Here is a 14,871-nt window from a genome sequence, read left to right as displayed (position 1 = left end):
GCGCGTATAACCACGCTTATGATTACAGAGCTTGGCCACTTCACCCTGATCCTCGCCTTTATGGTCGCCATCGTGCAAGCGGTGGTGCCATTGATCGGCGCTCATAAACGTCTGCCCGGCTGGATGGCCGTCGCGGAACCTGCTGCTACTACACAGTTTGTGTTGGTAGCAGCGTCCTTTGCAGCCCTGACATATGCCTTTGTTGTTTCCGATTTCTCGGTGCAATTGGTCTATCTCAACAGCCATTCCAGCAAACCGATGTTGTATAAAATCAGCGGCGTTTGGGGGAATCACGAAGGGTCCATGTTGCTATGGGTCTTCATCCTCGCATTGTTTGGCGCGATGGCGGCCTGGTTTGGCGACAACCTGCCACCGACCTTGCGCGCTCGCGTGTTGGGTGTTCAGGCGGCGGTTGGCGTGGCGTTCTACGCCTTCATCCTCTTTACATCGAACCCGTTCTTGCGGCTGAATGTGGTGCCGATGAACGGGCAGGATTTGAACCCGCTGTTGCAGGACCCCGGTCTCGCCTTTCACCCGCCGTTTTTGTATCTTGGCTATGTTGGCCTTAGCATCTGTTTCAGCTTTGCTGTGGCGGCTCTGATCGAAGGGCGTGTTGATGCGGCTTGGGGGCGCTGGGTGCGGCCTTGGACGTTGATCTCATGGGTTTTCCTAACCATCGGTATCGCGCTTGGGTCTTGGTGGGCTTATTACGAGCTTGGCTGGGGCGGCTTCTGGTTCTGGGATCCGGTTGAAAACGCCTCGTTTATGCCTTGGCTCTTTGCGGCGGCTCTCTTGCACTCGGCCATTGTGGTCGAAAAGCGTGAGGCGCTGAAAAGCTGGACGATCCTTTTGGCCATCATGGCGTTTAGCTTTTCCCTCATCGGGACGTTTATCGTGCGGTCGGGCGTTTTGACCTCGGTCCACGCTTTTGCCACCGATCCGGAACGCGGCGTGTTCATTTTGGCCATTCTGGTGTTCTTTACCGGCGGGGCGCTAACCCTGTTTGCCGGCCGGGCCAATGCGATGCAGGCCAAGGGGATCTTTGGCGTGGTGAGCCGCGAAAGTGCGCTTGTCGCCAATAACATCCTGCTTGCTGTGGCAAGTCTTGTTGTCTTTGTCGGGACGATGTGGCCGCTGGTGGCGGAAATGGCCTTTGACCGAAAGCTTTCGGTTGGTGCGCCGTTCTTTAACATGGCCTTCACACCGTTCATGGTCATCCTTGGTTTGATTTTGCCGATTGGCGCGATGCTGAGCTGGAAGCGGGGGCGTGCGGATCGCGTGATCAAGCAACTTGTCCCGGCCTTTGTGCTTGCACTGGCGCTTGGCGGCTTGGTTTGGGCGATGCAAACCGGGAAATCCATGTTCGGTCCTGTTGGTGTCTTCCTTGGGGCTTGGCTGGTGTCGGGCGCAATTGTTGACCTGCTGAGCAAGACCGGCAAAACCCGCGACTTTTCACGCTTGTTGCGCCTGCCGCGTGCCGATTGGGGCAAAGCGGTTGCGCATGGTGGTCTTGGGATCACCATGCTGGGCATCGCTGGCTTGATGGCCTGGGAAGAGGAGCGCGTTCTGGTCGCTCAGATCGACGAACCTTTCACCGTTGGTCAGTTTGAGTTCATCTTGCGCGGTGTCGATACCGTTCAAGGGCCAAACTACATGTCGGATATGGCCGAAGTCAGCGTTCTGAAAGGCGGGCAAGAGATTGTGCGCGTCTATCCAGAAAAGCGCAGCTATCCGGTTCAGCAGATGCCAACCACCGAGGCGGCGATTGATTACCGGTTCCTGCGCGACGTCTATGTTGTGATCGGCGATGCACAGGCCGACGGCGGTTATGTCATGCGGATCTATATCAAACCGCTGGCCAACTGGATTTGGGCGGGTTGTATTCTGATGTCACTTGGTGGGCTGCTAAGCCTGTCTGATCGTCGCTATCGTGTTGCCGCAGGTGCGCGCAAAAAGGCGGCGGTGATCAAGGGGGTTCCGGCGGAATGAAACTGCTCAAGACTTTGATTGCGGCGCTGATGTTGGCGTTTGTGTCTCTTCCGGCTGCGGCTGTGCAACCGGATGAGATGCTTGCCGACCCGGCGTTAGAGCAACGGGCACGCGACATTTCGGCAGGGCTGCGATGCCTTGTGTGTCAGAACGAAAGCATTGATGAATCAAACGCCTCATTGGCGCGTGATTTGCGGCTTTTGGTGCGCGAACGGATCATGGCGGGCGACAATAACGACGAAGTTGTTGACTATGTTGTGGCCCGTTATGGCGAGTTTGTGTTGCTGCAACCCACCACCGGCGGCTGGAACTGGCTTTTGTGGGCCACGGGGCCTTTGGGGTTGCTCTTCGCCTTGGTTGTGGCGGCGTTTTACCTGCGGGGCCGTTCACAGGCCCCGGCGAAAGCCAGTGAAGGGTTAAGCACCGAGGAACAGGCCCGTCTTGACGAGATCATGAAGGGGTAGGGGCGCTGCCCCGCCTCGAGCTTTGCTCGAGCCTCCTCGGGATTTTTTGGGAAAGAAGAAGCATGGGCGTTGACGCAAAGGTGTCAGCGCGGTAGCCAGTCGGTAGGGGTGACAGGATCCCCAGGCTCCGCCATGCGCTAAACCTGTTGTCGACTTTCAGTGTTCTGCCTTTTTTCGGGCGATACCTCTGGACAAGGGCGGACCTCCTAACCACCTTTGGTGGTGCGGTATCGTCAGAACGGAGGGACAGATGACCCGTGAGACGATTTCACTTGAGATCAAAGATCTTAAGCAATTTGCCAAGGCGCTGCGCGCCGAACTTCCTAACACCCCGAGCCATGTTGAGACATTGGGCCTTGTTGCGCGTGCGGCCGGGTATCGGAATTTTCAACATCTTAGGGCGCAAAACACCCCCAAGCCGGTCGCCGATGACAAGCTTGTGGCGCGGGCGCTTGAGCATTTTGACGACGCAGGTCAGCTTAAACGATGGCCGGGGAAAACCCGCATTCAAGGGCTGTGCCTTTGGGTCTTGTGGGCCCGTTTGCCAGCGCGTCAGACGCTGACGGAACGCGACATAAGCGGTTTGATTGATGCGATGACCCTCTTTCGGGATGCCGCCCAGATCAGGCGCGGGATGATTGAACACGCCATGCTGACCCGCAACCTTGATGGGTCAGCCTATGAGCGCGTGGAGCAATTGCCACCGCCCGAAGCCTTGGCCCTCATTGCCAAGCTGGCCCCGTGACGCGGGGTTTCGCTTTGCCATTCCGGTGTCATCGGTATTTGATGCGTGCAACAGGTTAACGGAGTTCCCATGAAATACGACACGATCACCTATGTGGTAGAAGACGACATCGCCACGATCGCGATCAATCGCCCCGATGTGATGAACGCGCTGAACACGCAGATGCGCGCGGAATTGGCCGACGCCTTTACCCGTGGCGGCAAAGAGGCGCGTGTGGTGGTTTTGACCGGCAACGGCAAGGCGTTTTGTTCCGGTCAGGATTTGGGGGATGGCAAGAACATCGCCCAGCTTGATTTGCAGCGCACCTTGAATGACGAATACGTGCCGATGTTGCGCGCGATCTATGAATGCCCGGTGCCGACAATTGCCGCAGTCAACGGTGCGGCGGCTGGGGCCGGCGCCAATCTTGCGCTCGCGGCGGATGTGGTGATCGCCACCGAAAGCGCCTATTTCCTTCAGGCCTTTAGCAAGATTGGGCTGATCCCGGATGCGGGTGGCACATGGTTTTTGCCACGTCAGATCGGGCTGGCCAAAGCGATGGGCAAGGCGCTCTTCGCCGAAAAGATCAGCGCGCGGCAGGCGGATGAGTGGGGCATGATCTGGGAAGCGGTTCCCGATGGGGAGTTTGAGATCATCTGGAAAGCCCGCGCCGCGCATCTGGCCCATGGTCCGACGCTGGCCTATGCGCGGATCAAACAAGCGATGCGGGCGTCTTATGACAACACGCTTGAGGATCAGCTGGCGCTTGAAGCGAGCTTGCAAGGGCAATGCGGCAAGTCCCGCGACTTTATGGAAGGGGTCATGGCGTTTCTGGACAAACGCAAGCCCGACTACGAGGGGCGCTAAGCCTCGGGATTATGACATAGCAAAGGGCGCGGAGTTTTCCGCGCCCTTTTTGTTCGTGAGGACGGTTGTCGTTCGATCAGACGAAATCGTCCGCCATGGATGTCGCATCACCGGCAGGATCGGCATCGTCGTCGTCATCATTTGGATCAAGCGGGTCTGGGTCTTTCATCAGATCATCGTAGGTAACCAGATACTGACCGCAATCCGCGCCCATATCATCGGGTGTGGCATAGCAAAGGTCATCCACCGCGCCGGACCCGGCAAGATTAACCTGCATCGACGACACGCCATCAACGGCAATGTCGATGGTTTGCAAGGAGTTGTCGCCAACACCGGGAATGGCTACCGAATCGAGCAGCTCACCATCGGCATCAAAGAGATCAATCGACCCGCCGTCTTCTTCGACATCCAGAACGTTGAGGCTCACGACGTCGCTTGGCACGTCAAAGTCAAAGGTGATGGTGCCGCCACCAGCATTGTCATCGGCGTCCGAAGCATCGTTGTCTTCGGAAATGATGATCGCATTGCCTTGATCGTCATAGGCCAGATCGCTGTCACCACCGGTTGGGTTGGCCGTGTCAAAGATCATCGCATCGTTTTCACTTGTGGCATCATCCCCGGCGCGTTGTGCCGTGACGCTAAAGCCATCAAATTGCAGCGCAGCGGTGTCCCCCGATGCAGCCCCGTCAAAGCCTTCACAGGTCTCGTCTGCGGGTTCGCCCTCGGTGGTTTCCGTGACGCGCACCTCAAGATTGTCGATGCGCAGGATCTCGTCATTGGCGGAAATGTCAGACACCAAACGGAATTGGACATTTTCGCTAGCGCCATCCAAAACACCGCCTGAATAGGTCAGCGTGGTCATATCGCCGTCAAAGGTCTGACCTGTTTGATCGCCAACCATGGCGGTTCGGGCATCGTTGACGCGATATTCATCGAGCAGAACCCAATCGCCGCCGTCGATCTGAACTTCGACGCGGAGGCTGTCGGAATAGCAACCGCTGTTCTCAAAATTGCCGATATTCACGGCCTGAGCGTCAAGGCTGAATTCGACCGGGCCGTCGGTGGCAACTTCGGCAAGCTCGACACGGCCGTCGTTGCAACCATTGGTGAACAGTGCCTCTTGCTCCACATCCCAGCGACCGCTGGACACAATGGCGTCCGAGGCCGAGGGGGTGTGCTCATCAGCGAAATCTTCGCTGAGCGCGCTGACCATGGTTGAGGTTTCACCAGTCGCAGGGACATCGACCGCCTCTGTGGTGGTGACCTGGATATCATCCAGATAGATACGTTCGTTACAGGCCGAAATGTCGGAGACGATGCGGAATTCAGCCGTACCATCCACAGTGTCGAGCACGCCGCCGGAATACGTCAGGGTGCTGCTGTCACTGCTAAAGGTCTGGCCCGATTGGTCACCGACCAAGGCGGTGCCAGAGTCGTTGACCATAAAGGTATCGAGTGTCTGCCACTCGCCATTGTCGAGCCGAACCTGAACTTCGAGGCTATCTGCATAACGACCGGAGTTTTCGAATTCATGAACATTTTGAGCACGGGCGTCAAAGCTGAACGTCACTGGTCCGTCGCTCTCGACGGCGGCCAATTGCAGATCACCATCCCAATAGCCGTTGGTCATCAGCTCGCCATGGGCACTTCTAAAGTCATTTTCGACGATGTTGTTATTGGTTTGGCCTGAATGGTGCCCCCAAGACAGATCATCCATGTTTTCGTCGATGGCGGTGACGGTTTCATAAACGGTGGCGGAATCGTCTCCGCTGTTGCCTGTTCCACCAGTAAGAGCGATGCCTGCGCCATTGTCGCTGTTGACCACAGCCGTCAGGTTGCTCAGGTCGATACTATCGGCGGTCAGGTTGGAGTCGCCGCCATCAATATAGAAGGTCAGAGTTGCTTCGTCGACATCACCACCCGAGGTCCACGGCACGGTGCCAAATTCCAGACGCACGTCATAGGGCTCTTGGATCTGCGCACCATTGTCCAACTGGTTCATAGTGCCGCTGGCAACGGTATAACCGGTGACGTTTTCACCGTTGGAGCCGACGTTTTCGTCGAAGTCAGGGTAAATCGTGAGGGCTGAGGCATCGACGTCATCGGACAGGTTAAAGAACAAGGCATCAAGGTCGGTGGTGTCCGGGTTTTCAGCGACCACGCGCATGAAGAGGTTGCCATCGTCTTCGATAATCGTGACCCGGACCTGAGGGTCGCAACCCAAAAGAACTTCGGTTGGAGTGGATGTGGCCATGGTAAGCTCCTGCACAATTGGCAACTTTAAAATTTGACCAACTCATGCCGAAATCTGTTCGAAATTGCGCGGGTTTTGACGGAAACAGTGCGTTTCGGCCTCACCGCCGCCACATTTGGGTCGAGGTGGGTCGAAGACTGTGAACAATGACCAGCCTGTCTAAAAATTGTTTCGATAAAATTTGACAGAAACAAGGCACGAAAAAACCCGGCTTGTGAAAGGCCGGGTTTCTCAAATTTTTGATTCGGGTGCTGATTAGCGGGTTTCGATATCCGAATAATCGCGCTCTGTGTCACCGAGGTACAGCTGACGTGGGCGACCAATTTTGTGCCCTGGATCAGACAGCTGCTCTTTCCACTGCGAAATCCAACCAACGGTGCGCGACAGCGCAAAGATCGGTGTGAACATCGAGGTTGGGAAGCCCATCGCTTCGAGGATGATGCCCGAATAGAAGTCGACGTTCGGGAACAGCTTTTTGTCAGCAAAGTAAGGATCAGCCAGAGCCGCTTCTTCCAATGCTTTGGCGGTCGCCAAGATTGGGTTGTTTTCGACGCCGAGCAGATCAAGAACTTCGTCGGCGGACTGTTTCATCACGGTCGCGCGCGGGTCAAAGTTTTTGTAAACGCGGTGTCCAAAGCCCATCAGACGGAACGGATCGTTCTTGTCTTTGGCGCGGGCGATGTATTCCGGAATATTCTCGGGTGACCCGATTTCCTTGAGCATTTCAAGGCAAGCTTGGTTTGCGCCACCATGAGAAGGGCCCCAGAGACAGGCAATACCAGCGGCAATACATGCAAATGGGTTGGCACCAGAAGACGAAGCCAAACGTACGGTTGAGGTCGAGGCGTTTTGTTCGTGATCGGCGTGCAGAGTAAAGATACGGTCCATGGCACGGGCCAGGATCGGATTAACGTTATACTCTTCGGCGGGAACCGCGAAACACATGTGCAAGAAGTTGGCCGCGTAATCGAGGTCATTGCGTGGATACACAAATGGCTGACCGATCGAGTATTTGTACGCCATGGCCGCGATTGTCGGCATTTTGGCGATCAAACGATGCGACGCGATCTCACGCTGGCGCGGGTCGGCAATATCGGTGCTGTCGTGGTAGAAGGCCGACATCGCGCCGACCACACCCACCATGGTTGCCATCGGATGCGCATCGCGGCGGAAACCACGGAAGAAATTGTGCATCTGCTCGTGGATCATGGTGTGGTTGGTGATGGTGGTTTCGAACTTTTCCAGTTCGGCTGCCGTAGGCAATTCACCGTAAAGCAGCAGGAAGCACACTTCTAGATAATGCGATTTACCGGCCAGCTGGTCGATAGGGTAGCCACGATGCAGCAATTCGCCTTTGCCGCCATCAATAAAGGTGATGGTGCTGTCACAGCTTGCGGTCGAGGTGAAGCCGGGATCGTAGGTGAAAACGCCCGCTTGGGCATACAGTTTACGGATATCAAGCACATCCGGGCCAGCCGTCGGCGAGTGGATTGGCAATTCGTAGGACTGCCCATCAATTGTCAGCGTCGCGGTTTTGGTCGTATCAGCCATGCGTGTTTTCCCTTGTTCTCGAACGTAGGCGGGCCACTTCTGCGGCCCGCAGTCTTTGTTGTCATTGGGAAAGGCCGACACGTTATACGGTCAGCTGTCTCCCCCATTGGCGGCCTGGGTCAACCTCTCAAGGCTGATCTCCTGACCAAGCACGAGCATCATGTCAAAGACGCTCGGTGTGGCAGCTCGGCCCGCCAAAGCCGCCCGAAGCGGACCAGCCAGCTTGCCGAATTTCATGCCATTATCTTCTGCAAAGCGGTTTAAGACCGCCTCAAGATCATCCCGGGTCCAGCTAACATTTTGCAGCTGCGGCGTCAACGCGCCCAGTATACCACGGGATACCGTATCAAGGTTCTTGGCCGCTTTGGGCTCGACCTCAATCTCGCCTTCGATCAATGCAAAGTGAGCCTTTTCAAGGAGTTCCGGTAGTGTCTTGGCCCGGTCCTTGAGACAATACAGCGCGGCGTTCAGCCGCTGTGACTGAACGTCCGTTAAGGCAGGCAGGTTCGCCGCCTCACGATACATCACGATTTCATGCAGCAACGCAGCATCGTCAGTGATGGCAATGTGTTGACCACAGATATTCTCCAACTTCTTAAAATCAAACCGAGCGGGCGATTTGCCGATTCCATCGGTCCCGAACCACTCCTTTGCCTGATCATCCGTAAAGAATTCGTCATCACCGTGGCTCCAGCCCAAGCGCGCAAGGTAGTTGCGCATGCCTGCTGAGGGATAGCCCATGGCCTGATATTCCTCGACACCAAGGGCACCGTGGCGCTTGGAAAGCTTTTTGCCATCGGGGCCGTGGATCAATGGAATATGGGCATAGGTGGGCAGATCCCAACCCATAGCGGTGTAGATGCCCATCTGACGTGCGGCATTGTTCAGGTGATCATCCCCGCGAATAACATGGGTCACGCCCATATCGTAATCATCTACAACCACAGCCAACATATAGACCGGCGTGCCATCGGAACGTAACAAAACCATGTCATCGAGGTTTTCGTTTTTGATCCGAACGGTGCCCTGAACCTCGTCGTTGATGACGGTTTCGCCATCTTGCGCGGATTTCAGGCGCACAACATATGGCGCGTCTGGGTGCGTGGCGGCATCGGCGTTGCGCCAGGGGCTTTGGAAATGCGTCGATTTGCCCGCGGCACGGGCCTCTTCGCGAAAGGCTTCGATTTCCTCTTGGGTCGCAAAACACTTGTAAGCCGCGCCTTTGGCCAAAAGCTCATTGGCAACTTCTGCGTGACGATCGGCGCGCTCAAACTGGCTGATCACCTCGCCATCAAAGTCGAGGCCAAGCCACTGCATGCCTTTCAGAATGGCATCGGTGGCTTCTGGGGTCGAGCGCGCGCGGTCAGTGTCTTCGATCCGCAGCAGGAATTTGCCGCCACGGCCGCGGGCATAGAGCCAGTTGAACAGCGCTGTGCGCGCGCCGCCGATATGCAGATAGCCAGTGGGCGAGGGGGCAAAACGGGTTACGACAGCAGTCATCTTGGTTAACCTTTTGCTAACAGGGAATGGAGTAGCTTGGGCTGTTCCTTAAACTCAGGCCCGGCCTAGGGCAAGCAAAGCGCAGGCCAGAGCCGTTACCCAGAGCCGTTACAAGGCAAGCATGGCACAGGCCTATCACATTGTTGCTGCGATTTTATTGCGGCAACGCGGGTATTTGTTCCCGTGGTCCCCGGTCCTGTTGGCCGTGGGGATTGGGGCGTATTTTACCCTGCGCGCCGAACCGGATGTGTGGATTTTGATAGCGCTTGGGCTAAGTGGTACTGCGATCATCACGCTTCAGGGCCGCGCAGGCCCGGTTTTCGGGCCCCTTATGGCGGCGGTTGGCTTGGTGGCTTTGGGGTTTTCGCTGGCCGGTGCGCGCGCGCATATGGTCTCTGGGCCGGTGTTGGATTTTCGGTACTATGGCCCGATTGAAGGGCGCATTGTTGGCATTGATCGCTCTGGCTCTGACGCAGTGCGTCTGACACTGGATCGCGTGGTTCTTCAGCGCATGGACCCCGACGAAATCCCCAAACGCGTTCGCGTGTCTTTGCATGGAAAACAGGGGTTTATTGATCCCGAACCCGGTGCCACGATCATTTTAACCGGTCACTTGTCGCCCCCCGGAGGGGCTGTTGAACCCGGCGGATTTGATTTTCGTCGCCACGCTTGGTTTCTCAAACTTGGCGGCGTTGGATACACCCGCAGCCCGGTGCTCTTGTTAGATCCACCGGGGCAAGGGCAGGTTCTGTTCAAAGCGCGAATGTGGCTATCGAAACGGGTGCAAAACCTATTGCCGGGCGAAACCGGGGCCTTTGCGGCGGCGCTGATGACCGGGGATCGTTCGGGCATGGGGCAGGACACGCTGCGCACTCTGCGTGAAACCAACCTTGCGCATTTGCTGGCGATTTCAGGTCTACACATGGGGTTGTTGGCCGGGTTCGTCTTTGCGGCGCTGCGCGTTGGGCTTTTGCTCATTCCGGCTGCGCGCCACAACTGGCCGGTGAAAAAGCTGGCGGCGGCGGGGGCCTTGCTGGCGGCACTTGGCTATTTGTCATTGTCGGGGGGGAGCGTCGCAACCCAACGCGCCTTTATCATGGCGGCGGCGGCCCTCACCGCGACTATGCTTGATCGGCGCGCTTTGTCACTTCGTAGCGTGGCTATGGCGGCGCTCGTCGTCCTGATGCTGCGCCCCGAAGCCTTGGTGTCACCCGGATTTCAAATGTCCTTTGCTGCAACCACGGCTTTGATCACCGTGTTTGAACAAATAACGCTCTGGCAACAGGGGCGCCAAATGCCGCGATGGTTTGCCCCCGTCATGGGGTTGGTTGTGTCTTCTGGGGTGGCGGGGGCGGCAACCGCGCCCGTGGGCATGGCGCATTTCAATATGCTGTCGCAATACGGTTTGGTCGCAAATTTGTTGTCTGTTCCGGTGATGGGCTTGGTTGTTGTGCCGATGGCCGTTCTGGCCGCTTTGTTGATGCCTTTCGGGCTTGATTGGATCGCGCTGAACCTGATGGCCTTGGGCTTGGATTGGATTTTGGGCGTCGCTCACTGGGTGGCCAGCTGGGACGGAGTGACACGCGCCGTCATTGCCCCGGATGGTCGGGTCTTGCCGTTGCTGGCGATTGGCGGCTTGATCTTGTGTTTGTGGCGCGGCACGGGGCGGTTGGTTGGGCTTGCGCCCGCCGCCTTGGCCGTTGTCCTTTGGATGGGAACGGAACGTCCCGCCTTGTTGATTTCGGACACCGGCACCTTGGTCGGCGTCATGACCGATCACGGGCGGGCACTTTCCCGGCCCAAAGGGTCGGGCTTCGTCGCCGAGAATTGGTTGGAAAATGATGGGTTTGCCGGGTCTCAACGGGACGCAGCAGGTCGATGGCCGGGGTCTATAGAAGCCCGAGTGGCACGGGCGCAAATCGGCGCCAAGGAGGTCATTCATTTGCAGGGCAAGCGTGCCGTTGCAACGCTAGAGCTTTGTTCCGCGGGCCAAATTGTGGTGGCAAGCGCCAATGCGCAACCAAATGGGGCCTGCGACGTCTTCGATCCGGCGCGCTTGCGCTATACCGGTTCGGTGGCCTTTTGGGCCGAGGATGACGAATTGCGCATGGTGACGGACCGTCAAACCTCGGGCATTCGGCTGTGGCATGGGGCCAAGCAGGAACCCCTTCGCCTTGCCAAAAAGGCTCAGTAGGTGCGGATCAAACCCACCAAACGGCCCTGCACGCTTACCGCACCTTCAGGGAGAACGCGCGATTCATACGCTGGGTTCGCAGCCTCTAGCACGATCATACCACCGCGGCGGCGAAAGCGTTTCAAAGTCGCCTCATAGCCTTCGACCTGAGCGACAACGATATCCCCTTCGGCGGCATCATTGCTTTCGCGGATCACAACAACATCACCATCGTTGATACCGGCGTCGATCATGGAATCGCCTTTGACTTCAAGGGCGTAGTGTTTTCCGGCGCCCTGCACCATCTGTCCCGGCACCATCACACCGGGTGGAACGTCATTGATCGCCTCAATCGGTTGACCCGCCGCAATGCGGCCCATCAAAGGAAGCTCCGCAATCGAACCGTTGGCGATGTTTTGCGCGGCGCTTGGCGTGCTATCAGGGCGATCACCATCAATCACCTGCGGGCGGAACCCGGCGGGGGCACCCCCAAGGCTTTCGGGGAGTTTGACAATTTCAATTGCGCGGGCGCGATGGGCCAACCGGCGAATGAATCCGCGTTCTTCCAAGGCGGTGATCAAACGGTGAATCCCGGACTTGGACCGCAGGTCCAGCGCGTCTTTCATTTCATCAAAACTAGGCGGCACACCATCTCGGGTCATGCGCTTGTTAATAAAGTCCAAAAGGTCCAATTGCTTTTTTGTCAGCATGGTTTGCTCCCAACCTCGTGTCAGGTTTTGTTCTACCCCTGTTCTCGTTTTGTGTCAACGGATCTGTGGGTAAATCAACCAGAGGTTCATTTAGAGCGGGATGTAGTCCACTTTTTCACCTGGTGCGCGAGCGGGGTCATTGGGCGCGCGCACAAGCAATGCGTTGGAGGCCCCCAAAACACTGAGCAGGCTCGAATCCTGTTTCTCAAAGGCGGTCAAACCATCCGGTGTCACCTCGGCGCGCATATAGTGTTCACGCGGGCCATTTTCGGCGATAGGGGCGGCGAGGGTGGTTTGAAAACGCGGCGCGGCGGAGCGGGCAAGACCCATCATGGCGCGAATGACCGGGGCGACAAATATGTGCCCACAGACCATCGCCGAAACCGGATTGCCCGGAAGCCCCATCATCATTGCATCGCCTAAGCGTCCGGACATCAACGGTTTTCCGGGGCGCATGGCAACTTTGTAGAACGCACGCTCCATGCCAAGATCACCGGCGACTTTGGCGACAAGATCATGATCACCAACCGACGCGCCGCCAATGGTGATCACCAGATCGGCATCATCCACAAGATCAAATACGGTGCGCAGGGAGGCTTCGGTATCGCGGGCAATGGGCAACAAACGGGGCAGGGCCCCAAGTTCGCGCAACATGGCATGAAGGCCAAAAGTGTTGGAGGCAATGATCTGATCCGGGCCGGGGTTTTCACCGGGCATGACAAGTTCGTCACCGGTGGAAATCAGCGCGACCTTGGGTTGCTTGGCTACGGTGATGGTCGGAACGTTCATCGCCGCCAAAAGTGCGACGTCATTGGCGGTCAAACGCCGCGGCGCGCTCACGGTTTGACCATCGCGAAAGTCGCCGCCGGCGGGGCGGATGTTGTCACCCGAGCCCAATTCGTTAACAACGATGTGATCGCCTTCGCGGGTGACGTTTTCTTGAATGGTGACATGCGTGACGGCGTCGGGCACCGGCGCGCCGGTAAAGATACGAATGCAGGACCCAGCGGGGATATCGCCGTCAAACCGGTGTCCGGCCGCGGCCTCCCCTACGACCTTGAGCTTTTGACCCACCTCAGGATTTATCGTGCCGTATCCGTCCATGGCCGAAGCGGCAAAAGGCGGCTGATCACGCCGCGCCTGAACCGGTTTGATCATCACCCGCCCGGCGGCGTCTATCAATGGCACCTCTTCAGAAGCCAAGGGGGTGGCGAGGGCAAAAAGATGGTCAAGTGCTTGGGATACGGAGATCATTCATCGACCTTTTCAAGTTGTTCTTCTTCCCATTCGGCGTAGGTTTTGCCGCCTTGGGTTTTCCAAGATGTCCGACCGTTGGAGGAACGGCCCGCTACAATAGCCGCAGCAGCGGAAGGGCTGGAGAAAGCGACATTCTCAGCCAGTATCGCTTGTCCGTTGGTCAATCGAATTGTGCCTTTGGCTAACAATTCATCGTGAAGTTTCCAGTAGTGCGTATTCTGTTTGCGATCACCAGCCCACTGTGAACGAACTCTAGACCCTTTTTGGAGTATGAACTCGTCATCGGCTACCACAGCGCTTGCTGAAAGATCGTTTCTTTTTACAGTGAAATAGAACGTTGTGGGATTGTCATTTTGTCCGATGGCCTTGGAGGCGTCGAGTATCAGGTTCTGACGGGTTCTCGTCTGAAACATATCCACCCTAATGGCCGGAAGCACCATGTGGAGCGTATCCAGAAAGCTTTCCATGTTGGCCGTCGCCGCTTCGTTCAGGCTTGCCTTGGGGGGGATGTTGCCGTTTTCCAACCGCATCACACCTGCATTTTTGGCGATCTCGACCAAGCGGCTTTCGAGGTATTTGACATGCGCCTTGTGAAGCCCATCACCGGCCGTTGTCACCAAAACGGCCTCGTCCCACCACTCTTTTTGGCTGGCATGCTGGCGTAGACGGTCGGCCATATTCTCAGCCTCGCCGATATAGGCAAGCGCGCCTGTCTCATCTTGTCCAAGCAACACATAAACGCCGGTCTGCTTGGCTTCTGGGCGACGCAATCCATCCGGCAAACGGATTTTCGGAATGCGCAGAACATGGCCGGTCCAGTTGAAGACTTCGGCGGTCAACATCCCATCGGGACGACCGTCTACGAAATACAACTCAAGGGACCGACCTTTGTTCATGATGCCTCGTAACGGCCTGATTTTCCGCCATCTTTCAAGATAACGCGGGTGCCGCCGATCTCCATGGCTTTGTCCACCGCTTTGACCATGTCATAGACCGTTAGCGCGGCGACCGAGACGGCCGTCAACGCTTCCATTTCGACGCCGGTTTGGCCGGTGGTCTTGACCGTCGCCTCAATCCGCAATCCGGGAAGGTCGGGGTCTTGGGTCAGATCGACCGAGACTTTGGTGACCGGCAGAGGGTGGCAAAGCGGGATCAAGTCGGGGGTTTTTTTGGCCCCCATGATGCCCGCCAAACGCGCCACGCCGATCACGTCGCCCTTTTTGGCGCGCCCTTCTGTGATGAGCGCAAAGGTCTCTGGGGCCATCTTGACCCAGCCCTCAGCCGTCGCAACACGAGATGTGACGGCTTTGTCGGACACGTCGACCATATGGGCATGGCCGTCTTCGTTGAAATGGGTCAGGTCGCTCATGTCTTGTCCTTAG

The 14,871-nt window shown here is 57.1% G+C and carries 12 protein-coding genes; 5 read left to right on the top strand and 7 right to left on the bottom strand.

Annotated features, from left to right (window positions below; genetic code table 11):
• The first annotated feature begins 18 nt into the window (after nucleotides 1-18).
• The 4 genes from AC5EFR_RS18375 (at nucleotide 19) to AC5EFR_RS18360 (ending at nucleotide 4,044) form a co-directional block, all read left to right on the top strand.
• Nucleotides 19-1,989, top strand: coding sequence for a heme lyase CcmF/NrfE family subunit (locus AC5EFR_RS18375; RefSeq protein WP_493577199.1), 1,971 nt, complete (start codon nucleotides 19-21; stop codon nucleotides 1,987-1,989).
• A complete protein-coding gene (locus tag AC5EFR_RS18370) occupies nucleotides 1,986-2,453 on the top strand; it encodes a cytochrome c-type biogenesis protein (RefSeq protein WP_493577198.1) in 468 nt (155 codons plus the stop codon). The genes AC5EFR_RS18375 and AC5EFR_RS18370 overlap by 4 nt, the downstream gene beginning before the upstream one ends.
• A 250-nt stretch (nucleotides 2,454-2,703) precedes the next feature.
• Complete coding sequence (locus AC5EFR_RS18365) at nucleotides 2,704-3,198, top strand: DUF2087 domain-containing protein (RefSeq protein ID WP_493577197.1); 495 nt, start codon at nucleotides 2,704-2,706, stop codon at nucleotides 3,196-3,198.
• 69 nt (nucleotides 3,199-3,267) lie between these two features.
• On the top strand, nucleotides 3,268-4,044 hold the full coding sequence (locus tag AC5EFR_RS18360; RefSeq protein WP_299924781.1) for an enoyl-CoA hydratase-related protein: 777 nt from the start codon (nucleotides 3,268-3,270) through the stop codon (nucleotides 4,042-4,044).
• A gap of 76 nt (nucleotides 4,045-4,120) precedes the next feature.
• Here AC5EFR_RS18360 and AC5EFR_RS18355 read toward each other — a convergent pair whose 3' ends face one another.
• The 3 genes from AC5EFR_RS18355 to gltX all read right to left on the bottom strand — a co-directional run bounded on the left by AC5EFR_RS18355 (nucleotide 4,121) and on the right by gltX (nucleotide 9,349).
• Nucleotides 4,121-6,298 (bottom strand): hypothetical protein, encoded by a 2,178-nt coding sequence (locus AC5EFR_RS18355; RefSeq protein WP_493577196.1) that lies wholly within the window; start codon nucleotides 6,296-6,298, stop codon nucleotides 4,121-4,123.
• 255 nt (nucleotides 6,299-6,553) lie between these two features.
• The gene (gene gltA / locus AC5EFR_RS18350) at nucleotides 6,554-7,849 is read right to left on the bottom strand and encodes a citrate synthase (RefSeq protein WP_493577195.1); all 1,296 of its coding nucleotides are present in this window, start codon (nucleotides 7,847-7,849) and stop codon (nucleotides 6,554-6,556) included.
• 90 nt (nucleotides 7,850-7,939) lie between these two features.
• Nucleotides 7,940-9,349: a glutamate--tRNA ligase gene (gene gltX / locus AC5EFR_RS18345; RefSeq protein ID WP_493577194.1), complete on the bottom strand. Its 1,410-nt coding sequence runs from the start codon at nucleotides 9,347-9,349 to the stop codon at nucleotides 7,940-7,942.
• Between the two features lie 121 nt (nucleotides 9,350-9,470).
• Here gltX and AC5EFR_RS18340 point away from each other — a divergent pair, with 121 nt between their 5' ends.
• Nucleotides 9,471-11,543, top strand: coding sequence for a ComEC/Rec2 family competence protein (locus AC5EFR_RS18340; RefSeq protein WP_493577193.1), 2,073 nt, complete (start codon nucleotides 9,471-9,473; stop codon nucleotides 11,541-11,543).
• Here the strand turns inward: AC5EFR_RS18340 and lexA are convergent.
• The 4 genes from lexA to moaC all read right to left on the bottom strand — a co-directional run bounded on the left by lexA (nucleotide 11,537) and on the right by moaC (nucleotide 14,858).
• Nucleotides 11,537-12,232: a transcriptional repressor LexA gene (gene lexA / locus AC5EFR_RS18335; RefSeq protein WP_493577192.1), complete on the bottom strand. Its 696-nt coding sequence runs from the start codon at nucleotides 12,230-12,232 to the stop codon at nucleotides 11,537-11,539. The two genes, AC5EFR_RS18340 and lexA, sit on opposite strands and share 7 nt — an antisense overlap.
• A gap of 90 nt (nucleotides 12,233-12,322) precedes the next feature.
• Nucleotides 12,323-13,486 carry a molybdopterin molybdotransferase MoeA gene (locus AC5EFR_RS18330; RefSeq protein ID WP_493577191.1) on the bottom strand — a complete coding sequence of 388 codons (1,164 nt, stop codon included), beginning with the start codon at nucleotides 13,484-13,486 and terminating at the stop codon, nucleotides 12,323-12,325.
• A complete protein-coding gene (locus AC5EFR_RS18325; protein WP_493577190.1) occupies nucleotides 13,483-14,385 on the bottom strand; it encodes a GIY-YIG nuclease family protein in 903 nt (300 codons plus the stop codon). Before AC5EFR_RS18325 ends, AC5EFR_RS18330 begins: the two co-directional genes overlap by 4 nt.
• The gene (moaC, locus tag AC5EFR_RS18320) at nucleotides 14,382-14,858 is read right to left on the bottom strand and encodes a cyclic pyranopterin monophosphate synthase MoaC (protein ID WP_299924761.1); all 477 of its coding nucleotides are present in this window, start codon (nucleotides 14,856-14,858) and stop codon (nucleotides 14,382-14,384) included. Before moaC ends, AC5EFR_RS18325 begins: the two co-directional genes overlap by 4 nt.
• Nucleotides 14,859-14,871: the final 13 nt, after the last annotated feature.

The sequence above is a fragment of the Pelagimonas sp. genome, assembly GCF_058892305.1.
This window is presented reverse-complemented; position numbering and strand designations above follow the sequence as displayed.